22 protein-coding genes are annotated in these 21,212 nt (G+C 38.8%); all 22 read left to right on the top strand.

Annotated features, from left to right (window positions below):
* The first annotated feature begins 32 nt into the window (after positions 1 to 32).
* The 22 genes from topA (at position 33) to PTI45_RS09755 (ending at position 21,202) form a co-directional block, all read left to right on the top strand.
* Positions 33 to 2,141: a type I DNA topoisomerase gene (gene topA, locus PTI45_RS09860; protein ID WP_069327393.1), complete on the top strand. Its 2,109-nt coding sequence runs from the start codon at positions 33 to 35 to the stop codon at positions 2,139 to 2,141.
* Between the two features lie 176 nt (positions 2,142 to 2,317).
* On the top strand, positions 2,318 to 3,649 hold the full coding sequence (gene trmFO, locus PTI45_RS09855; protein ID WP_069327392.1) for an FADH(2)-oxidizing methylenetetrahydrofolate--tRNA-(uracil(54)-C(5))-methyltransferase TrmFO: 1,332 nt from the start codon (positions 2,318 to 2,320) through the stop codon (positions 3,647 to 3,649).
* A 35-nt stretch (positions 3,650 to 3,684) separates the two neighbouring features.
* On the top strand, positions 3,685 to 4,227 hold the full coding sequence (gene hslV, locus PTI45_RS09850; RefSeq protein WP_069327391.1) for an ATP-dependent protease subunit HslV: 543 nt from the start codon (positions 3,685 to 3,687) through the stop codon (positions 4,225 to 4,227).
* A 129-nt stretch (positions 4,228 to 4,356) separates the two neighbouring features.
* Positions 4,357 to 5,757, top strand: coding sequence for an ATP-dependent protease ATPase subunit HslU (hslU, locus tag PTI45_RS09845; protein ID WP_069327390.1), 1,401 nt, complete (start codon positions 4,357 to 4,359; stop codon positions 5,755 to 5,757).
* Positions 5,758 to 6,595: 838 nt separating this feature from the next.
* On the top strand, positions 6,596 to 7,006 hold the full coding sequence (gene flgB / locus PTI45_RS09840; RefSeq protein WP_069327389.1) for a flagellar basal body rod protein FlgB: 411 nt from the start codon (positions 6,596 to 6,598) through the stop codon (positions 7,004 to 7,006).
* Positions 7,007 to 7,009: 3 nt separating this feature from the next.
* Entirely contained in the window at positions 7,010 to 7,462 is a 453-nt protein-coding gene (flgC, locus tag PTI45_RS09835; protein WP_069327388.1) for a flagellar basal body rod protein FlgC, read from the top strand.
* Positions 7,463 to 7,492: 30 nt separating this feature from the next.
* A complete protein-coding gene (gene fliE / locus PTI45_RS09830) occupies positions 7,493 to 7,801 on the top strand; it encodes a flagellar hook-basal body complex protein FliE (protein WP_069327387.1) in 309 nt (102 codons plus the stop codon).
* 45 nt (positions 7,802 to 7,846) lie between these two features.
* Positions 7,847 to 9,442: a flagellar basal-body MS-ring/collar protein FliF gene (gene fliF, locus PTI45_RS09825; RefSeq protein WP_069327386.1), complete on the top strand. Its 1,596-nt coding sequence runs from the start codon at positions 7,847 to 7,849 to the stop codon at positions 9,440 to 9,442.
* 11 nt (positions 9,443 to 9,453) lie between these two features.
* The gene (gene fliG, locus PTI45_RS09820) at positions 9,454 to 10,470 is read left to right on the top strand and encodes a flagellar motor switch protein FliG (RefSeq protein WP_069327385.1); all 1,017 of its coding nucleotides are present in this window, start codon (positions 9,454 to 9,456) and stop codon (positions 10,468 to 10,470) included.
* Positions 10,463 to 11,320: a FliH/SctL family protein gene (locus PTI45_RS09815; protein ID WP_069327384.1), complete on the top strand. Its 858-nt coding sequence runs from the start codon at positions 10,463 to 10,465 to the stop codon at positions 11,318 to 11,320. Before fliG ends, PTI45_RS09815 begins: the two co-directional genes overlap by 8 nt.
* Positions 11,307 to 12,626 (top strand): flagellar protein export ATPase FliI, encoded by a 1,320-nt coding sequence (gene fliI / locus PTI45_RS09810; RefSeq protein WP_069327383.1) that lies wholly within the window; start codon positions 11,307 to 11,309, stop codon positions 12,624 to 12,626. The genes PTI45_RS09815 and fliI overlap by 14 nt, the downstream gene beginning before the upstream one ends.
* Positions 12,627 to 12,632: 6 nt before the next feature.
* Positions 12,633 to 13,076 (top strand): flagellar export protein FliJ, encoded by a 444-nt coding sequence (gene fliJ, locus PTI45_RS09805; protein WP_069327382.1) that lies wholly within the window; start codon positions 12,633 to 12,635, stop codon positions 13,074 to 13,076.
* Positions 13,077 to 13,145: 69 nt separating this feature from the next.
* A complete protein-coding gene (locus PTI45_RS09800) occupies positions 13,146 to 14,075 on the top strand; it encodes a magnesium transporter MgtE N-terminal domain-containing protein (RefSeq protein WP_083243446.1) in 930 nt (309 codons plus the stop codon).
* A gap of 100 nt (positions 14,076 to 14,175) precedes the next feature.
* On the top strand, positions 14,176 to 15,633 hold the full coding sequence (locus PTI45_RS09795) for a flagellar hook-length control protein FliK (protein WP_069327380.1): 1,458 nt from the start codon (positions 14,176 to 14,178) through the stop codon (positions 15,631 to 15,633).
* A gap of 20 nt (positions 15,634 to 15,653) precedes the next feature.
* Positions 15,654 to 16,385, top strand: coding sequence for a flagellar hook capping FlgD N-terminal domain-containing protein (locus PTI45_RS09790; protein WP_069327379.1), 732 nt, complete (start codon positions 15,654 to 15,656; stop codon positions 16,383 to 16,385).
* Positions 16,382 to 16,762, top strand: coding sequence for a TIGR02530 family flagellar biosynthesis protein (locus PTI45_RS09785; RefSeq protein WP_069327378.1), 381 nt, complete (start codon positions 16,382 to 16,384; stop codon positions 16,760 to 16,762). The genes PTI45_RS09790 and PTI45_RS09785 overlap by 4 nt, the downstream gene beginning before the upstream one ends.
* A 93-nt stretch (positions 16,763 to 16,855) precedes the next feature.
* On the top strand, positions 16,856 to 17,671 hold the full coding sequence (flgG, locus tag PTI45_RS09780; RefSeq protein ID WP_069327377.1) for a flagellar basal body rod protein FlgG: 816 nt from the start codon (positions 16,856 to 16,858) through the stop codon (positions 17,669 to 17,671).
* Between the two features lie 79 nt (positions 17,672 to 17,750).
* Positions 17,751 to 17,975 carry a flagellar FlbD family protein gene (locus PTI45_RS09775; RefSeq protein ID WP_069327376.1) on the top strand — a complete coding sequence of 75 codons (225 nt, stop codon included), beginning with the start codon at positions 17,751 to 17,753 and terminating at the stop codon, positions 17,973 to 17,975.
* The gene (locus PTI45_RS09770; protein ID WP_069327375.1) at positions 17,972 to 18,454 is read left to right on the top strand and encodes a flagellar basal body-associated FliL family protein; all 483 of its coding nucleotides are present in this window, start codon (positions 17,972 to 17,974) and stop codon (positions 18,452 to 18,454) included. Before PTI45_RS09775 ends, PTI45_RS09770 begins: the two co-directional genes overlap by 4 nt.
* Positions 18,455 to 18,507: 53 nt before the next feature.
* A complete protein-coding gene (gene fliM, locus PTI45_RS09765; protein WP_069327374.1) occupies positions 18,508 to 19,506 on the top strand; it encodes a flagellar motor switch protein FliM in 999 nt (332 codons plus the stop codon).
* Positions 19,496 to 20,809 carry a flagellar motor switch phosphatase FliY gene (gene fliY / locus PTI45_RS09760; RefSeq protein WP_069327373.1) on the top strand — a complete coding sequence of 438 codons (1,314 nt, stop codon included), beginning with the start codon at positions 19,496 to 19,498 and terminating at the stop codon, positions 20,807 to 20,809. Before fliM ends, fliY begins: the two co-directional genes overlap by 11 nt.
* A gap of 27 nt (positions 20,810 to 20,836) precedes the next feature.
* Positions 20,837 to 21,202, top strand: a complete 366-nt coding sequence (locus tag PTI45_RS09755) for a response regulator (protein ID WP_069327372.1) — start codon at positions 20,837 to 20,839, stop codon at positions 21,200 to 21,202.
* The last annotated feature ends 10 nt before the right edge of the window (positions 21,203 to 21,212 follow it).

Raw genomic sequence — 21,212 nt, 5'->3', positions numbered from 1 at the left:
AAGATAGAAATGATGAAAGGGGGACGAACCTAATGGCAGCAGATACACTGGTTATTGTAGAATCACCGGCAAAAGCAAAAACAATCGGTAAGTACCTGGGTAGTAAATATATTGTTAAAGCATCTATGGGACATGTTCGCGATTTGCCTAAAAGCCAAATAGGTGTTGATGTAGAACATAATTTTGATCCTAGATATATTACGATTCGAGGCAAAGGTTCTATCCTCAAAGAATTAAAAGATGCCCGTAAAAAAGTGAAAAAAGTCTATCTCGCAGCCGATCCGGATCGCGAAGGTGAAGCAATAGCATGGCATTTGGCTCATGCGCTTGACGTTGGCGAAACCGAAATGTGTCGTGTTGTATTTAATGAAATCACCAAACAAGCAGTAAAAGACGCTTTCAAAACACCGCGTCAAATTAATATGGATCTTGTAAACGCTCAACAAGCACGTCGTATACTGGATCGATTAGTAGGGTACAAAATCAGTCCATTGTTATGGAAAAAAGTAAAAAAAGGTTTGTCCGCAGGTCGTGTTCAATCCGTAGCTGTTAAAATTATTATTGATCGTGAAAATGAAATCTCTGATTTCGTAGCTGAAGAGTACTGGAGTATTACAGCGAAATTAACGATTAATGATACAACGTTTGAAGCGAAGTTCAACCGCTTAAATGGCGAGAAAAAGGAACTTCATAATGAAGCCGAAGTGAAAGAAATTCTAGCGGCGATTGGAGATTCTTCTTTTGAAGTATCCAATGTCAAAGAACGTGAACGTTTGCGTCATCCATCTGCACCATTTACAACATCTTCTTTACAGCAGGAAGCCGCTCGTAAATTAAACTTCCGTGCAGCCAAAACGATGTCAGTAGCTCAACAATTATACGAAGGTATCGATCTAGGTAAAGAAGGAACCGTTGGTTTGATTACCTATATGCGTACCGATTCAACCCGTGTAGCAGCATCAGCACAAGAAGAAGTGAAAGAATTTATTTTAGAAAAATACGGTAAAGAGTTCGTTCCTGATGAACCACGCCAGTATTCTAAAAAAGCAGCAAATTCACAAGATGCGCATGAAGCGATTCGTCCAACTTCTGCAATCCGTGAACCGGATACATTGAAGCCACTAATGAGTCGTGATCAATTCCGCTTATACAAATTGATCTGGGAACGTTTTGCAGCCAGTCAAATGTCTTCAGCTGTTTTGGATACATTATCTGTTGATATCACAGCAGGTCCTACAACCTTCCGTGCAGTAGGTTCCAAAGTGCGTTTTCAAGGGTTTATGAAATTGTATGTGGAAGGTAATGATGATGGTAAAGAAGAAGGCGACAAATTCTTACCACCACTTGCTCAAGGCGATCAACTTCAAAAAGAAGAGATCGAACCCAAACAGCATTTCACTCAACCGCCTCCACGTTATACAGAAGCACGTTTAGTGAAAACGTTGGAAGAGTTAGGTATAGGGCGACCAAGTACGTATGCACCAACACTCGAAACGATTCAAAAGCGTGGTTATGTAGCGATTGAAGAAAAGAAATTTATGCCTACAGAACTGGGTGAATTGGTTATTCAGTTGATGGAAGAATTTTTCCCTGAAATATTGAATGCTGAGTTTACTGCGAATATGGAACAGAATTTGGACCATGTTGAAGAAGGTGAAGAGAACTGGGTTCATGTTTTGAGCGAGTTTTACGAGTCTTTTGAAAAGCGCTTAGAATTTGCAGAAGAAGAAATGAAAGAAATCGAAATTGAAGACGAAGTGTCTGATGAAATTTGTGATAAATGTGGATTACCACTTGTATATAAATTAGGACGTTTCGGTAAATTCTTAGCTTGCTCAGGCTTCCCAGATTGTCGTAACACGAAGCCTATTATTAAAGACATCGGCGTAACCTGTCCAACATGTAAAGAAGGACATGTCGTTGAACGTCGCAGTAAAAAAGGAAGAGTCTTTTATGGTTGCGATCGTTACCCTGATTGTGATTTTGTATCATGGGATCGTCCATCGCCTAAACCTTGTCCAGTCTGCGAATCGATGATGGTCGAAAAACGCAACAAACAAGGTGTGAAGTTGCAATGTACTCATTGTGATCATACGGAGATGGTTGAAGAACAAGAAGATGAGGCATTAGAGGTGGATTGACGTTTAGTTGCTAAGAAGTAGGATTTTGAGACTTTTTCACGTATAATACGTATCATTAAATAAAGTGTGGATCATTGTATCCACTTTACCTATAACTTGTATCTTATTTATTCATTTAAATAGGGTACAAGTTATAACTATTTAGATTAAGTGCATTATGCAGGAGGTTTTTTATTGTGTCAGATATTCAAAAAGTAACGGTTATTGGGGCAGGACTTGCAGGTAGTGAAGCGGCTTGGCAAATCGCAAGTCAAGGTGTGCCTGTCACTTTATATGAAATGCGTCCTGTTGTAAAAACACCAGCGCATCATACGAATCAATTTGCAGAATTGGTATGCAGTAATTCATTACGTTCGAATACATTAGCAAATGCAGTAGGGGTAATGAAAGAAGAAATGCGTATGCTGAACTCTTTGGTACTTGGAGCAGCAGATCGTCATGCCGTTCCAGCAGGAGGAGCTCTTGCTGTAGACCGTGATGGGTTCTCCGGTGAAATTACATCTACTCTTCATAACCATCCGTTGGTGACTGTAGTCAATGAAGAATTACAACAAATTCCTACAGACGGTATTGTAGTTATTGCTACAGGCCCGCTAACTTCACCTGCATTGTCACAGCAAATTCAAGCTTTATTAGGTGAAGAATATTTCTATTTCTATGATGCTGCGGCACCTATCGTTGAAAAAGATTCTATTGATATGAATAAAGTCTACTTAGCTTCACGTTATGATAAAGGTGAAGCCGCTTACCTGAACTGTCCGATGAATGAAGAAGAGTTTAATGCGTTTTATGAAGCACTGATCGAAGCAGAAACCGCTCAATTAAAAGATTTTGAAAAAGAAATCTATTTTGAAGGTTGTATGCCTATTGAAGTGATGATGAAACGTGGTAGACAAACTGCTTTATTTGGACCGATGAAACCTGTAGGTTTAATTAATCCTCATACAGGTGAATTACCTTATGCGGTTGTTCAATTGCGTCAAGATAATGCAGCAGGTACGTTATATAATCTAGTTGGATTCCAGACGCATTTGAAATGGGGCGAGCAGCGTCGTGTATTTTCAATGATTCCTGGTCTTGAAAATGCAGAATACGTTCGTTTTGGAGTAATGCATCGTAATACATTTATCAATTCGCCTAGACTGTTAGAAGATACGTATCAGCTTAAAAATGATCATCGTATTTTCTTTGCTGGACAAATGACAGGTGTAGAAGGATATGTAGAATCTGCGGCATCTGGATTGATAGCAGGTATGAACGCAGCACGTCTAGCTAAAGGGCAAGAATTGCTTCATTTACCTTTGGAGAGTACACTAGGAAGTATGGCTCACTATATTACACATGCTGATCCAGATCATTTCCAACCGATGAATGCGAACTTTGGTCTACTACCTAAACCAGAAAAACGTATTCGTAATAAAAAAGAGAAAAACGAAATGCTGGCGCATCAAGCTTTAGAAAGTATTAAAACATTTTTTGAGCTAGAGCCATCAGAAGTTACACAATAATTAACGTTTGACTATGTAAAGGAGGGGAAGTATAAATGGATCTCTCATTTCACGCTACAACGATATGTGCTGTTCGTCACAATGGTAAAGCAGCTATCGCGGGTGACGGTCAAGTTACATTCGGACAAAATGTTATTATGAAGCAACATGCCAAAAAAATACGTCGCCTCTATCGCGGACAAGTACTCGCTGGATTTGCAGGTTCTGTAGCTGATGCGATTACGTTGTTTGAAAAGTTTGAAGAAAAGCTTGAAGAACATCATGGTAATTTGCAACGTGCTGCTGTAGAGCTAGCGAAAGAATGGCGTTCTGATCGTGTACTTCGCAAACTAGAAGCTTTATTGATCGTTATGGATCAAAGTGGTATTTTATTGATTTCAGGTGGCGGAGAAATTATTGAACCTGACGATGATGTGATTGCTATCGGTTCTGGAGGCAATTTTGCATTGTCTGCGGCTCGTGCACTTAAACGTCATAGTAAAGATATGGAAGCTAAAGATATCGTAGAAGCCTCTTTGCATATCGCTGCGGAGATTTGTGTATATACGAATGATAATATTATTGTAGAAGAATTGTAAGAGGGACCGGTGCTACTGCGTACTTTAGTAACAGGTGCGACGAAGCACCGGTTTTTATATAATCGTATCTTTGTTTAATAATGATCATTAATATCAGTTCACTACTTTTATCGATATGGAGGTAAGATCATGACAACCACTGCTTTGACCCCTAGAGAAATAGTTACCGAATTGGATAAGTATATTGTTGGACAAAAAAATGCTAAAAAATCAGTTGCGGTCGCACTTCGTAATCGTTATCGTCGTAGCCTATTACCGGAAAATATGCAGGATGAGATCGTACCTAAAAATATTTTAATGATCGGTCCAACAGGTGTAGGTAAAACAGAAATTGCTCGTCGCTTAGCGAAGTTGGTTCATGCTCCGTTTATTAAAGTAGAAGCAACCAAGTTTACTGAAGTAGGTTATGTAGGACGAGATGTTGAATCTATGGTACGTGACCTAGTAGAAACAGCTATTCGTATGGTGAAATTAGAACGTACTGAAAAAGTAAAAGATCAAGCAGAAGAAATGGCGAATGAACGTATCGTCGAAATCCTAGTACCTTCTGGTTTTAAAAATAAATCACAACGTAATCCGCTTGAAATGCTATTTGGTAATCAAAGTCAGCCTGAAGAACCTCAGACGAATTTTGAACAAGAGGGTTCGATTCAAGATAAAAGACGTAGAGTACGTTTTGATCTGTTGGCAGGCAAGTTAGAAAACGATGTGATTGAAGTTGAAGTTGAAGATTCTATGCCATCTTTGATGGATATGTTTGCAGGTCAAGGCAACGATCAAATGGGTATGAATATGCAAGAAATGTTAGGTAGCTTTTTACCTAAAAAAACAAAAAAACGTAAACTCCCGATTAAAGATGCTCGTAAAATATTAACGCAACAAGAAGCGAATAAATTGATGGACATGGACGATGTGAATCAAGAGTCGCTACGTCGTGCAGAACAGACTGGTATTATTTTTATCGATGAGATTGATAAAGTAACCAGTTCTGGGCGTGGTACAGGACCTGACGTTTCGAGAGAAGGGGTACAACGCGATATCCTTCCAATCGTTGAAGGTTCTACCATTATGACCAAATATGGTCCGGTCAAAACCGATTATATTTTATTTATCGCAGCTGGAGCTTTCCATACGTCCAAGCCTTCAGATTTGATTCCTGAATTACAAGGACGCTTCCCGATTCGGGTAGAATTGGATAGTCTAACTCTAGAAGACTTTGTAAATATTTTAACAGAGCCTGAAAATGCGTTAACAAAACAATACATTTATCTTTTACGTTCGGAAAATATAGAGTTAGAATTTTCTGCTGAAGCGATTCGTGAGATTGCTTCGATCGCAGCAGCCGTTAATCAGAATACTGAAAATATTGGTGCACGTCGATTGCATACGATTTTGGAAAAACTGCTTGAAGATTTATCTTTTGAAGCACCTGAATTGACGTTAGAAAAAATGATTATTACCCCTCAATATGTTCAAGAGAAATTAAGAGAAATTGCTCAAAACAGAGATTTGAGTCAGTATATTCTGTAAATTTCTATGGCTATAGTACTTGTACTAGTCGCTAAAGACTAAAATTGAATAGGAAATCATCTTTTTAGGAAAAAGGTGGGGTACTGTTTCTCAAAGTTCCCCGCCTTTTTCCTATATTTTCATACTCGCGAAAGTTGTATGATGAGTACAGAAAGAAAAACACAGTACAAGATCAGTTGAGATGATCCGATATAGTAAAGAACACGTATATATTATACTAGCCAATTTACAATGAATACGTTATGATTGATTCATTTTCGCAAACATGCAAATTCTTTTTCCCCAGCATGCACTATTCTCTAAAAAGCACATTTAGTCAAAAATAAAATGGATAAATGAAATAAAATTCACAAAACCTTAAAAAATTATTTTTCAGTAAGTAATATGCACTAGGCTATATGTCGCTAAATCGTGCTAAAAGTTGTTCAATTAACTAATCTTCTTAATTTTTATCAGGACGCTATAGATGATAAAAGACCTAAAATATTTAAAATTAAATAAAACCTTTAAAAGTTAAGTTAGTTAATTTCGTGCATAATCGACAAAAATTACATGGTTTAATTCATCTTAAATGGTATTTTCTTCATGTAATTTGGAAGAATTTTTTTAAAACAAGACAAAAAGACTCAGTTTTTGTCAAAAGATAGGGCTTTATTCTCATTGTGTTATGTCCAATTCTCTAGGAAACTTATGGTATAAGATTTTAGGAAGAATGACGCACAAAATAACTTCAACTACGAACATGATTTGCAATTATTTTGTCGAAAAAAAAGGAATTATGATAAAAATATGGAATTTACTTTCCAGATCAGCATGGATATTGAAAGGAGTGATGTCAATGAACCTTTTAAATGATGTTGGATTTAAAAGATTAGAAGGAGCAATGGGAGCAGCTACACTCAGACAGCAAGTTATTTCAAATAACATTGCCAATGCAGATACTCCTTATTTTAAAAGATCAGATGTATCTTTTGAAAATATGCTTAAAAGCCAAATGGATGATTCTCAGATGCCATTTAGTGGTAAAGTTGAAGATAAAAGACATTTTCAATTAGGTAATACAAATTCTATTCCTCAAGCAATGGTCACTAGCAACGAAAGCACAGTCATGAATAACAACTTAAACAATGTGGACATGGATGTAGAAATGAGCAATCTTGCTGAAAACCAACTTCGTTACAATGCTTATATTGAACAAATTAATCATCAGATTAAAATGATGCGAACCGCTATTCAAGGAGGAAGCTAATCCATGAGAATTAGTAGCAGTTTTGATATTAGTGCTTCTGCGTTAACAGCACAACGACTTCGAATGGATGTTGTCTCCTCCAATATTGCGAATGCAGAGACAACAAGAGCACAAGTCGTTAATGGTGAAGCTGTTCCTTACCGTCGTAAAGAAGTTGTGTTATCGACAAACAAACCATCTTTCGCAGATACACTTGATTCCGCAATGAATGGAAGCCGCAACGGGATTAACGGTGTTAAAGCTTCAGCCATTCAAGAAGATCCAGAACCTTTCAAACTTGTATATAATCCGACACATCCAGACGCAGACAAAGATGGCTATGTAAAAATGCCTAACGTCGATAATTTAAAAGAAATGGTGGACATGATATCGGCTTCGCGTTCATATGAAGCTAACGTAACTGCACTCAATGCTTCTAAAGCAATGATTACCAAAGCACTACAAATTGGTAAATAAACGATCAAAGATAGAAAGGCGGGGTAAATAATGATAGAGAACACAATGTTCAATGCTGCATCCCCTTTGAAGATGACGACGGGAATGACGACACAAGCCAAAGCAACACCTGGTGAAGCAATGGAACAATTTGGTTCTTACTTAGAAGATGCTATGAATCAAGTTGGACAACAGGAGAAAACAGTTCACCAGATGAACGATAAGTTCTTGCTAGGACAAGTAGATGTGGATCAAGTAATGGTCGCCTCTGAGAAATCACTACTTAGTCTACAAATGGTTTCTCAAGTTCGTAACAAAGCGCTTGAAGCTTATCAGGAAATCATGCGTACTCAATTGTAAGTAGCTGTATATGTTCCATAGCATAGTTTCGAGTGGGGTGACATTGTGAATGAAAGAGTTGCCCAGTATAGAGATAAACTTGTCCAATACTGGAAGAATTTTAATAAAAACCAAAAAATATTACTGATCTCAACGCTGGCATTTATTATTATTGCTATTGTTGTACTAACTATTCAATTTTCTAAAGTCCAATATGAAGTAGCATTCCAAAACTTAGATGCTACAGATTCCGCTTCGATTATGGAATACTTAGATGGACAAGGTATTCCTTACCAGTTAAGTAGTGATGGTACAAGCATTTCTGTAGCAAGTGAAAGTGCTGCTAGAGCCAAAGTCGCTGTAGGATCACAAGGATTAATGCAAAACGGAACAATCGGATTTAGCGAATTTAATGCAAGCTCTTCTGCTATTGGTATGACAGATAATGAATTTAATGTGAAATATAATAACGCTTTGAATGGCGAAGTATCGCAATTGCTCAAACAGATGAACGGAGTAAGCAATGCGAAAGTATTGGTAAATTTGCCACAAGAAAGTCTTTTTGCTAGTACAGAAGACGAAGATACAGGAACAGCATCAGTAGTTATGCAGTTCAAACCAGGATTTCGTGTAACGCAAGAAGCAGTTGATGGTTATTACAATTTAGTAAGTACTGCTGTTCCACATTTACCGATTGCGAATATTACAATCACGAATGGGACAGATGGTAGTGAACTAGTATCTACCGTTAAAGGTGGCGGACCTTCTGGGCTGGCTGGAGCAGTACAAGAAAATATGGCTTTACAGAAAAAATATGAAGCTGATGTTGAAAATAATGTAAGACAGTTTTTGGGAAGATTGCTAGGACCTGAACGTGTAAATGTACTGGTTGCTTCGAACTTGAATTTTGATCAAAAAAATTCTAAAGAAGATCTTGTACAACCTGTCGATACGGAAAATATGAAAGGTATCGAGATCAGTGCACAACAGATCCAAGAAAGCAGTACAGGTACTTCTACTCCAGATAGTGGTGTTGCTGGAACAGGAGGTACAGATACTCCGACGTATCCAGGTGGCTCATCATCAGGTAGTAATGAATCCGAAAAATCTCAAAGTACAATCAATTATGACGTAAACAAAATTCATAATGAAATTGTATCTAGTCCTTATTTTGTTAAAGATTTAACAATTAATGTAGCTATTGATCCAGTAGCAGGTCAAACAGCAGCACAACAAACAGCTGTGAATACAGAAGTTCAAAAAATGCTTGAAAGTATTGTTAGAACTTCATTAGCCGAAAACGGTGTAACATATGCAGCTGGTGATGTGAATCTTACTTCAAAAGTAAATGTGTTCTCACAAGCATTCGCTACAGATACAACAGATCAAGGATTTTTTGCTAATAATATGACTTGGATTATTGCAGCAATCGCAGCACTTGTTATCGCGGCTGTTGTGTTTATAATCTTACGTCGTCGCAAACAGCAACAAACAGGAGACTATGAAGAAGATATGCTGTTACCAGTAGTAACTGAGCTTCCTTCGATTAGTTTGGACAACTTGACGAATGATAGTCAGGTACGTAAGCAACTTGAATCACTTGCCAAAAAGAAACCGGATGAATTTGTTAACTTATTACGTACATGGCTTGCTGATGAATAAGAGGTGAATCGATGGCAAAGGGAAGTACTCAGGCGCTTAACGGAAGACAAAAAGCAGCCATATTATTAATCTCACTCGGACCGGAAGTATCGGCTCAAATATTTAAACATCTACGTGATGAAGAAATAGAACAATTAACACTTGAAATTGCTAATGTACGTAAAGTAGAAAGTGCTGAGAAAGATTCAGTCGTTTCTGAATTTCATCAGATTTGCTTAGCTCAAGAATATATTTCTCAAGGCGGTATTAATTACGCTAAAGAAATTTTGGAAAAAGCATTAGGTGAGAACAAAGCTCTTGAAGTGATTAACAGACTAACAGCTACATTACAAGTAAGACCGTTCGATTTTGCTCGTAAAGCTGATCCTAGTCAGATTTTGAACTTTATTCAAAATGAAAATCCACAAACGATTGCTTTGGTACTTTCTTATCTACAATTTGAACAAGCGGCTGCTATTCTTTCTTCGCTACCTCAGGAAAAACAAGCTGAAGTAGCAAGAAGAGTGGCGATGATGGATAGTACATCACCGGAAGTTATCTCGCAAATTGAACGTGTATTGGAGCAGAAATTATCAGCTACGGTTACACAGGATTATACAAATGCAGGTGGTATCGAATCGATTGTTCAAATCTTGAATGGTGTTGACCGAGGAACAGAAAGAACGATCCTTGATTCACTAGAAATTCAAGATCCTGAACTTGCTGAAGAAATCAAAAAACGGATGTTTGTTTTCGAAGATATTGTCAATATCGACGATCGTTCGATTCAACGGATTGTACGGGATGTCGAGAATGCCGATCTTCAATTGGCACTCAAAGTGGCAAGCGAAGATGTACGCGAATCGGTATTCAAAAATATGTCCAAACGTATGGCTGAAACATTCAAAGAAGAAATGGAATTTATGGGACCTGTCCGCTTGAAAGATGTAGAAGAAGCACAGACTCGTATAGTTGGAATTATTAGAAGACTTGAAGAGTCAGGTGAAATTATCATAGCACGCGGTGGAGGAGATGATATCATTGTCTAATTTGATCAAATCATCCCAATATATTCCGGTAGAAGTGCTTAAAAAGCTCGATTTCAGCCGTGATTATTACAAGCAATCTGATGGAGCTACTCAAGACACTTATACGGTTTCTCATCCACATGCTTATGATCAACCTCATGTGGATGAACATACCGTTCGTTTAAAAGAAGAAATGCTGACAGATGCCAAAGAATTTGCAGAACGTCAAGTACGCGAAGCGGCTGAAGAAGCAGAACGTATTCTCCAAAATGCACAAGAAATGATTGCAGCTTGGTGGGAAGAGCGTCGTCAGCAAGATGAGCACTTGATTGAAGCGATTAAAGTACAAGCTTTTCAAGAAGGTTTTGAAGAAGGAAGAGAACGTGTTGAAGCTGAAATGCAAATTCACATGACTGAAGTGATGCAAGAAGCACAGACAGTTCTCGGTCAAGCTTATGAAGCCAAAGAGCAAATTATTCAAGAAGCAGAACCATTCTTAGTAAACTTAAGTTGTGGTATAGCTGAAAAAGTGATTAATAAAAAGCTTGAAGAACAAGAAGATTATGTGATTGATTTGATTAAAAGAACACTCGCTCGCAAGCGAGAGCAAGGTGTCATTACATTGTGTATTAGTCCAAGTCAATTCGATTTTGTACATGCTGCTAGAGAAGAGTTAACACTGTCAATCGACTCTCAAGCAGAACTTCAAATCTTACCGGATTCGACGGTAACCGATCGCGGCTGTGTCATTCGATCAGCATTTGGTAGTGTGGATGCTCGTATTGATACTCAACTAAGCGAAATTAAAAAAGAATTGGTTCGCTTAGCGCTTCATGATGAAGAGCGGGGGAATGGAAATGCAGGATCTTAATTCTTCACGATATTTAGAATATTTAAAGCAACTTGATCCGGTTCGTATCAACGGTAAAGTGACTCAGGTGATAGGATTAATGGTTGAGTCTGAAGGGCCGGACGCAAGCATTGGAGATGTATGTTATATCTATCCAACAAAAGGTATTGCTCCATTACGAGCTGAGGTAGTTGGTTTCCGGGATAACAAAGTTCTGTTAATGCCACTCGGTGAATTACAATCGATTGGTCCAGGATGCGATGTTGTCGGTACAGGGAAGCCGCTTACTGTTCAAGTAGGTTCAGAATTACTAGGTAAAGTGCTAGATGGATTAGGACAACCTTTAGATGGTTCATTGATTCCAGCAAGAATGACCCATTATTCTACTTTTAACACACCACCTAATCCACTTTCAAGACCCAGAGTTCAAGATCCTATAAGTATAGGAGTAAGAGCGATTGACGGACTGTTAACCATAGGTAAAGGTCAGCGTGTAGGTATCTTCGCTGGTTCTGGTGTTGGTAAAAGTACGTTAATGGGAATGATTGCTCGTAATACAGAAGCAGATGTGAATGTAATTGCACTTATTGGAGAACGTGGACGTGAAGTACGCGATTTTATCGAACGCGATCTAGGTCCAGAAGGGTTACAACGTTCTGTCGTTATCGTGGCTACATCTGATCAACCTGCACTCATTCGTATCAAAGGTGCTTTGATTGCTACAACGATAGCTGAATATTTCAGAGATCGCGGAATGAACGTGATGTTTATGATGGATTCAGTCACTCGTTATGCTATGGCTCAACGTGAGGTAGGATTGGCTGTCGGCGAACCACCTGCAATGAGAGGATATACACCATCTGTATTTGCTGGATTACCCAAGTTGTTAGAAAGAGCGGGTACAGGACCTACAGGCTCTATCACTGCTTTCTATACTGTACTGGTAGATGGTGATGATATGAATGAACCGATAGCTGATGCTGTCAGAGGAATCTTGGATGGTCATATCGTGCTGAATCGCTCTATTGCTAACAAAGGACAGTTTCCAGCGATTGATGTATTAGCCAGTATCAGCCGGGTAATGAAAGACATTGTAGAAGAAGAACAGACAGATGCAGCAGATAATATCAAGCGACTGATGTCTGTATTTAAAGAATCAGAAGATTTAATTAATATCGGTGCTTATCAAAAAGGATCCAGTCCTGATATTGATGAAGCGATTGAGCGTATACAAGATATCTGGAGATTCACCAAACAAAAAGTACATGAAAAAACGACACTTTCTGGAGCACAAGAACAGATGATTGCCGAATTTGCGAGGAGCTGATAATTTATGAAATTCCAGTATACTTTTCAAAAAGTTGTTGATATCAAATCGAGTGCAAAGAACCAGGCAGAATGGCTATTATCTTCAGCACTGGGAGAACTACAAGCACAGGAACAAACATTAGATCAACTGCTGGAAGATCAAGGCCGCACGTTGGAAATGATTAATCAAGCGATTGAAAATAGAGCGCCTATTTCTGAATTGCAAGATTTACAACGTTATGTCGTTTATCTCGATCAATGTATCTCACGCAAAATTATCGATATTCGTGAAGCTCAGGTAGAAGTAGAGCACAAAAAACTTCATTTAACTGAAAAAATGGTTGATGAAAAAGTATGGTTACAAGCCAAGGATAAAGCAAAGACTAAATTTACTCATGAACACATGGTTCGTGAGCAAAATGATCTCGACGAAATGGCTACAGTGCGTTATGTAATGAACTCCAAGTAATATATACACCAATTGATACCAGTATGACGCTAATTAGAATTAAGTATGTTTGGCTCAAGGAGGTTTACCGTGGCGAAGAAAAGTCCAGAAATGGAAGTGGAAAAGGAATCAGGTGGAATGGGAAGATTCCTTTTTATTGCAACTCCAATTCTGTTTACCCTTGTATTAGTAGGCGTAATCGTTATGTTATTCAACGTAGATTTACGTAATAGTATGTTTAATACACTAGACAAAATTCCTATAGTGAAAAATTGGGTGCCTTCTGCCGATAAAGGTAGTAGTGCTACTGCAAGTACTACTCAATCAGAAAGTGATAGTGCTACAGTAGATAAATTAAAAAAAGAACTTGCTGCTTCCAAAGCAACTCAAGAAGAACAAGCAAAAGAAATTGAGACTCTTAAAAAGAATGCTACAACAAATACGAACGGAACATCGACAACACCGGCAACGACTGGAACCACACCAGCAACTACAGGCACGACAACTGGAACAACAGCTACAGGGACTACGAGTACAGGCACATCAACACTTAATGATTATCAAAAACAAGTTAAAAATGTTGCGAAAATATACTCTAATATGAGTTCTTCCAAAGCAGCAGCAATTTTGCAAAATATGACTACACCTCAACAAGTAGAAATATTAAATGCAATGAATGCGACAGACCAAGCAGGAATTTTGCAAAAAATGGATGCCAAAGTTGCTTCAGTGACTTCACTAGCTTTGCAAAATGCTACAACAACAGTAGCTCCTACACCAGCTTCATCTACTACGAGTTCTAAATTAGATGATCAAGCATTGGCTCAAACATTTACAAGTATGCCAGCAGCTAGTGCAGCAGATTTATTATTGCAAACAGCTAAAGGTAGCCAGGCGAAAGTATTGAAAGTGTTAAACACAATGGATGACACTACAAGAGCAGGAATTCTTTCTGCGATGTCTACTAAAGATCCAGCAGCAACAGTGAAAATTATTAATCAGCTTATGGCAGGTAATTAATAATGATAAGAACAGTCGGAAGCATTTCCTATTGTATGGCTATAGGGCACAGTTGGGAAGTCTGTCTTATTAACCTTTTCCTTAAAGGAGGTGATAATAAATGAGTATGATACTTCAAAACTTATTAGGCAATGCAGGCGCAACGACGGCAACCAAAGCATCAGGTACGAATGTAGCTTCGGCTCAAGGATTTAATCAAGCTCTTGTGCAAGTGATGGGAACAAACGGTACACCAGCTAATCCACTAGCTCAAACAGCTTCTGGAATTATGGGTACAGCTGCTTCTTTATTAGAAACACTACAGGCGATGATTTCTGGTGGTCAGCAATCTACTGATGTTACAGGTGAGGGCACAGATGGAGAACAAGTTGAAAAAGTAGGTAAACTTCTAGATGACTTGTTAGACAAACTGCAAGATATGGACCAAGCGATTACAACGGATCCTGCTCTTGTTCAATCATTACAAGGTTGGCTAACACAAGTTCAACAAGTTTTATCTGGTTCTTCAGAACAGACTTCTTCTACAGAAGGAACAGAAGCACAAAATGTAACAGGTGCTAACGTTTTGAATACAGGTCAGGAAGCGATGAACAATCTAGCGAAAAACCCGGAAACACTTCGCTTTGCAGTTGCAGATGCTGTGACACAAATTGTAGATACTTTACAAGCTGTTAAAAATGGTACACAAGCTGCTAATCCTGAACTTGAACAATTGCTAACAGGATTACAAACGATGTTACAAAAAGCGAGTACTCAAACACCTGATGCATTAACAACTTCTGTAAATAATCAAGGAGCTATTATCACAGCACCTAAAGATGAAGCGAAAGCTAATACAGCGGCACAGATCACAGTAGTGGATGAAACGAAAAAAGCTGCTGAACAAGGTGCAGTACAAAGCATTGTTCAAAATGCTGCGAAAGATGCAAGTGGAGATCAAGCTGCAACATCTGATCAATCAGACGAGCAACCTGAACCAGTAGTGATGACTGTAGGACAATTTGCAATGCGTGCTGAAGCTGCTCCAACCGCTAAAGTTGTAGTGCCAACTACTACAGTGAACATTCAGAACTTTCCAGATGAAATGAGTAAATTTATCGTTAACAAATTAGACGTTCAACAAGTTAAAGGAATGTCTGAAGCGACTATCTCTTTAAACCCGGAAAACTTGGGTCAAGTGGATGTCAAAATTACGATACAAAATGGTCAAGTGTTGGCTCAGTTTATTACTGAAAAGCATATGGCTAAAGATATGTTAGATCAGCAAATGTCTCAATTACGTTCAGCACTTCAATCTCAAGGGCTTCAAGTTGAAAAGCTAGAAGTAACGCAAAGTTCTTCATTACAATCACAGATGTATAACGGCGGACAAGGATTTGGTTCTAGTGCAGGTCAACAACAATCCGGAAGACGTTCTAACGGAAGAGAAGAACAAAATGACGATGCAATCCTTGCTGTTGAGTTGAATGGTGAATTGAAAGAATGGCGCGAAGAAACAAAAGCAGCTACAGCATCAAGCACTATGAATTACGGTAGTACGTATGTAGCGAAAGCATAAACGAACGGAGGTGAATATAATTGGCAGATGCAATATCAACATCCAACATGTGGCCTAATTATTCAACAGGCAATGTACAAAAAGCAGCATCGACAAGTAAAAGTGAACTAGGTAAAGATCAATTTCTAACTATCTTAGTCGCTCAATTGAAAAACCAAGATCCAATGTCTCCTATGGAAAACACAGAATTTATCGGACAGATGGCTCAGTTCTCTTCACTAGAACAATTGATTAATATCGGTAAAAAAATTGATTCTGTAGGTTCATCTGTAGATAATTCACTCGGAGCTTCTTCACAATTGATCGGTAAAAAAATCACGTGGCCTGAAGAAAAAACCGATAGTGCAACAGGTGAGAAAACAACAACGTATCAATCCGGAGTTGTAGGATCAATCGTTCTCAAAGCTGGCGTGCAATATGCGCAGGTAGGAGAAAATGCGGTTCCGCTTAGTATCATTGCTATGGTAGAAGCAGCAAATGCAACGACAACACCAACCAAAACAGATACAACAACGCCTACACCAGCGACAACAACACCATCAGGCGTAACTGAGACACCAACAGCACCTGTAGAAACAACAACACCAGCTACAACAACTGAACCAGCAGCAACAACGCCTACTACAACTACTGAAGAAACAGCTACTCCATCTTCAGGAGAACAAGCAAGTACGCCTACAGAAGCAACACCGACAACACCAGAACCTGTAACGGATACAACAACACCGGCTAGTGAAGAAGGTTCATCATGAGTGGTCCTATCCAAGTAGGTCAGTTATATCCGACTAATCTCAATTCAGGTCTACTGGGACGTACTAAAAATGTAAACAACGAAAATTCAACATCTGACTTTCAAAATATTTTAGATAACAAATTACTAAAGTTCAGCAATCATGCTTCTAAACGATTAGAGCAGCGAGGAATCGAACTTAGTGCCGATCAGTTAAAAAGTGTAAATCAAGCAATAGATAAAGCCGCTGCCAAAGGTGCTAAAGAGTCACTGATACTCATGCAGAATAGCGTTGCTTTAATAGTGAATGTACCCAATCGGACCGTTGTTACCGCCATGGATGGCAAATCAATGAAAGACAACGTTTTTACTCAAATCGACAGTGCCGTAATTATTTGATTGCTGACTGGACCATCACTGGAAAGTCAGGAGACTGCCGACCGACTGAAGCAGTCTCAACCCACTAATTGAACATCCATAGGAGGAAACACAATGTTAAGATCTTTATATTCAGGAATTTCAGGTATGAAAGGCTTTCAAACAAAATTAGATGTTATTGGTAACAATATTGCCAATGTAAATACAGTAGGTTTCAAACAATCACGCGTTATGTTCCAGGATATTTTGAGCCAAACAGTCAAAGGAACTTCGGCTCCTACAGATACAGCCGGTGGTGTAAATGCTCAACAAATCGGGTTGGGTTCATCTGTATCTTCTATCGATACTCTTCATTTAGCAGGTAGTGCACAGACAACAAACAACCCTACAGACTTACGTCTAGATGGTGATGGATTCTTCGCTGTTAAATTATCGGCAGATCAAGAAACTCCTTATTTAACGCGCGCAGGGGACTTTCACGTCGATGCTAACCGTAACCTTGTAACTTCTGATGGTGCTTATGTAGTAGATAGTGATGGCGCTCCTGTAGTCGTTGGAGAAGAAGCAACTTCATTTACGATTCAGCAAAATGGTCAATTATTATACACATTGGCAGATGGTACGACAGCTACAGGTCAGACTTTAGCAGTTGCTAAAGTAACTAACCCTGAAGGTTTGGAAAAAATCGGAGGTAGCTTGTATCGTGTAACACCAAATGCGATTTTAGATGGACAAATTACTCTAACTACAGCAAATAATGCTGAAACAGGTACTGGTGCAATCGTAGCAGGTCAGCTTGAAATGTCTAACGTTGATTTAACAAGTGAATTTACAGAAATGATCGTCGCTCAACGTGGTTTCCAAGCGAACTCTCGTATTATTACAACTTCTGATTCTATTCTTGAAGAAATTGTTAACTTGAAACGATAATTAATGAAAGGTTCGAGAAGGATGATATTATCCTTCTCATCCTTTTGCTGTATAAGGACATTTTTTGAGGAGGGGCAAAATGATCCCTGTAACAAGATTAAATGGTTCGCCAATGTGGCTTAATTCACTCTTAATCGAGATGATCGAAGAAACACCTGATACGTATGTCACATTAACTACAGGCAAACGAATTATCGTTTTAGAAAAAGCAGATCAATTAAACAAACTCATCCACGAATACAACAAAAGTATAGGCACATTAACAGGAACTATTAAAGTGCAGCATATGGAGGAATTATCATGAAAAAGTTACTACCTTGGCTCGTTAGCGGGGTATTGGCAGTAGGATTAATCGGTGTAGTAGCCTATTTCTTAATGGGAAATATGTTCGGAGAGAAAGAACCCGTAAGTGCTGCCGCCGCAGCTGCTGCTGAAAAAGAAGCCTTATCTAAAATGACAGCTTCTGAAATAGCCGAGGTCTCTTCAACAATAGACGATATCAAAACAAACTTGGGTGATCCTTCATACGTAGTTAATATGAGTTTCTCCTTCCAACTTCAAGATGGTAAAACAAAAGAGGCTTTTGAATTGATCAAAGATTTGAAAGTAAAACCATTGATCATCAAAACACTTGCTGATACGAACCCTGATGCGTTAAATGGAGCAAAAGGAAAAGATGCTCTAAATGACAAGTTACTCAAATTGATTAACAGTTCTCTTCCAGAAGATGGAGGTAAAGTCGTAGATATTGAGATCACTAATTTTATTGTAAGTGCGATTTAATCTTGGAATAAGATGATCCTCATTACAAATAAACTAGCAAGGGGGGTGAGATTATGGTAGATGTATTATCCCAAAATGAGATAGATGCTCTTTTAGCAGCACTTTCTTCTGGTGAGATGGATGCAGAAGAACTGAAAAAAGAGGATACACAGAAAAAAGTTAGAGCATATGATTTTAAACGGGCTGTCCGTTTTTCTAAAGATCATATTCGAAGTTTGACAAGGATTCACGAGAACTTTGCCAGATATCTGACAACCTATTTTTCTGCTCAACTTCGTACTTTTGTTCAAATTAGTGTGGTACAGGTAGAACAACTTCCGTATGATGAGTTTATTCGTTCTATTCCTAAAATGACGATACTTAATATATTTGAAGCTGAACCGCTTGAAGGTCGAATGGTCATGGAAGTTCATCCTAATATTGCTTATGCAATGCTAGATCGTTTGCTTGGTGGTGTAGGTAATGCTCCTTCTAAAATAAACGCGTTGACAGAGATCGAGACGACAATTATTGAGCGAGTATTTAGCCGTACATTCGATAGTTTGCAAGAAGCTTGGAAAACGGTGATCGATCTTACACCGCGAATGGAAGCATTAGAGACGAATCCACAATTTATGCAGATTGTCTCACCCAATGAAACGATAGCCTTGATCTCACTAAGTACCAAAATCGGTGACACGACAGGGATGATCAACTTATGTATTCCTCATGTGGTTATTGAGCCGATTATGACGAAGTTATCTGCGCATCACTGGTTCGTTTCTCAGAAGAAAGAGCCTGCTCCAGAAGAAGTAGAAGCTCTACAACATCGTGTGAATCGTGCTACATTGCCTGTTATTGCTGAATTAGGAGAATCTAATTTATCAATTCAGGAGTTTATCGGCTTATCTATAGGTGATGTGATTTCACTGAACAAGCCTGTACATGATGCACTATCGATCAAAATAGGAAATAAAGTTAAATTTATTGGCAGTCCGGGAACAGTAAAAGACCGGGTAGCTATTCAGATTGATGAAATTGTGAGTGAAGGAGTGGAAGAATTTGACGAGTAAGGATTATTTGTCACAAGAAGAAATCGACGCTTTGCTTAAGCAGTCTGCAAGCGATGAAGATACTTCTTCGTCATCGTCTGTCAAAACGGTGGACGACTTTTTGACTCCTATGGAGCAGGATGCTCTTGGTGAGATTGGTAATATTACTTTTGGTAGTGCAGCAACAGCATTATCTACACTACTTGGACAAAAAGTAGATATTACAACTCCTCAAGTAGGAATTATTACACGTCCTGAGTTTGAAAATGAGTTCCCTAAACCTCATGTTGCTGTTCATGTTGAATATGTAGATGGATTTCAAGGGATAAATTCATTAGTGATTCAAAAAAGAGATGCACAAGTAATCGCCGATCTGATGTTAGGTGGCGAAGGAGAACCAAAAGACGAAGAGTTGAATGAGATTCATATCAGTGCGGTTCAAGAAGCGATGAATCAAATGATGGGTTCCTCAGCAACATCGATGTCGACTATTTTTAACCGTTTTGTTAATATTTCACCACCAGGAATTGATATCCTTGATGTAAGCAATGATCAAGGGGTAACGATGTTGCCTAATGATGAGACCTTAATCAAAATTTCATTCCGACTTTTGATTGGTGATTTGATTGATTCTACAATTATGCAATTGTTAACAGTCGAATTTGCTAAATATATGGTAGATATATTAATTAATGGAGGTGCTGAAGAAACAGTAGCCGAACCAGAAGTTCCAGTCGCACCACCAGCACCTACGGCTGCCGTACCACCTCAACAGGCTCCACAGCAACCTATGGCACCGCCTAATATGCCACAACCAGGTATGCCGGGTATGCAACCGGATTATAGCCAACAGCCTCCATACGGAGCGCCAGAACAGCCGTATCCGCCTTACCCACCGTATCCGCAATATCCACCAGGGTATGCGATGCCACCACAGGCTTACCCGCCTCAGGCTTATCCACCACAGGCTCCACAGCATTATGGTGGTATGGCTGGAAGAGAGGTTAATGTTCAACCTGTTCAGTTTGCAAACTTCCAATCACCGTCTGTGACGAACATGGATGAAAATAATTTGAACTTATTGATGGACATACCGCTCAAAGTAACCGTAGAATTAGGTAGGACCCAAAAGCAAATTAAAGATATCCTCGAATTGTCTCAGGGCGCAATCATTGAACTAGACAAATTGGCAGGTGAACCGGTAGACATCCTTGTAAATAACAAACTGATTGCTAAAGGCGAAGTTGTTGTTATTGATGAAAACTTTGGTGTTCGTGTTACGGATATCATCAGCCAATGGGACCGCATTCAAAAAATACAATAATGATCATTTAGGGAGGATTTTAAATCAATGGCAAACCGAATTCTTATCGTGGACGATGCAGCTTTTATGAGAATGATGATTCGCGACATTTTGAGTAAAAACGGATATGAAGTAGTGGGGGAAGCACAAGATGGCTCACAAGCTATCGAGAAATTTAAAGAACTGCGTCCTGATTTAATTACTATGGATATCACAATGCCTGAAATGGACGGTATCGCTGCTCTTAAAGAAATCAAAAAGCTGGATGCAGCTGCAAAAGTAATTATGTGCTCTGCGATGGGTCAACAAGCAATGGTTATTGATGCAATTCAAGCGGGAGCTAAAGATTTTATCGTTAAACCCTTCCAAGCTGACCGTGTTATCGAAGCAATTAGCAAAACGCTTGGCGTGTAGGAGATTATTC

Source organism: Paenibacillus nuruki (assembly GCF_001721045.1).
GTDB lineage: Bacteria > Bacillota > Bacilli > Paenibacillales > Paenibacillaceae > Saccharibacillus > Saccharibacillus nuruki.
This window is presented reverse-complemented; position numbering and strand designations above follow the sequence as displayed.

Excerpts from the sequence above, each read along its gene's own strand:
- PTI45_RS09775 (WP_069327376.1), top strand. The coding sequence starts at position 17,751 with ATGATCCCTGTAACAAGATTAAATGGTTCGCCAATGTGGCTTAATTCA.
- flgC (WP_069327388.1), top strand. The coding sequence starts at position 7,010 with ATGAGAATTAGTAGCAGTTTTGATATTAGTGCTTCTGCGTTAACAGCA.
- PTI45_RS09785 (WP_069327378.1), top strand. The coding sequence starts at position 16,382 with ATGAGTGGTCCTATCCAAGTAGGTCAGTTATATCCGACTAATCTCAAT.
- hslV (WP_069327391.1), top strand. The coding sequence starts at position 3,685 with ATGGATCTCTCATTTCACGCTACAACGATATGTGCTGTTCGTCACAAT.
- fliJ (WP_069327382.1), top strand. The coding sequence starts at position 12,633 with ATGAAATTCCAGTATACTTTTCAAAAAGTTGTTGATATCAAATCGAGT.
- fliI (WP_069327383.1), top strand. The coding sequence starts at position 11,307 with ATGCAGGATCTTAATTCTTCACGATATTTAGAATATTTAAAGCAACTT.
- fliM (WP_069327374.1), top strand. The coding sequence starts at position 18,508 with ATGGTAGATGTATTATCCCAAAATGAGATAGATGCTCTTTTAGCAGCA.
- flgB (WP_069327389.1), top strand. The coding sequence starts at position 6,596 with ATGAACCTTTTAAATGATGTTGGATTTAAAAGATTAGAAGGAGCAATG.
- flgG (WP_069327377.1), top strand. The coding sequence starts at position 16,856 with ATGTTAAGATCTTTATATTCAGGAATTTCAGGTATGAAAGGCTTTCAA.
- PTI45_RS09795 (WP_069327380.1), top strand. The coding sequence starts at position 14,176 with ATGAGTATGATACTTCAAAACTTATTAGGCAATGCAGGCGCAACGACG.
- topA (WP_069327393.1), top strand. The coding sequence starts at position 33 with ATGGCAGCAGATACACTGGTTATTGTAGAATCACCGGCAAAAGCAAAA.
- fliE (WP_069327387.1), top strand. The coding sequence starts at position 7,493 with ATGATAGAGAACACAATGTTCAATGCTGCATCCCCTTTGAAGATGACG.
- PTI45_RS09755 (WP_069327372.1), top strand. The coding sequence starts at position 20,837 with ATGGCAAACCGAATTCTTATCGTGGACGATGCAGCTTTTATGAGAATG.
- PTI45_RS09770 (WP_069327375.1), top strand. The coding sequence starts at position 17,972 with ATGAAAAAGTTACTACCTTGGCTCGTTAGCGGGGTATTGGCAGTAGGA.
- hslU (WP_069327390.1), top strand. The coding sequence starts at position 4,357 with ATGACAACCACTGCTTTGACCCCTAGAGAAATAGTTACCGAATTGGAT.
- fliG (WP_069327385.1), top strand. The coding sequence starts at position 9,454 with ATGGCAAAGGGAAGTACTCAGGCGCTTAACGGAAGACAAAAAGCAGCC.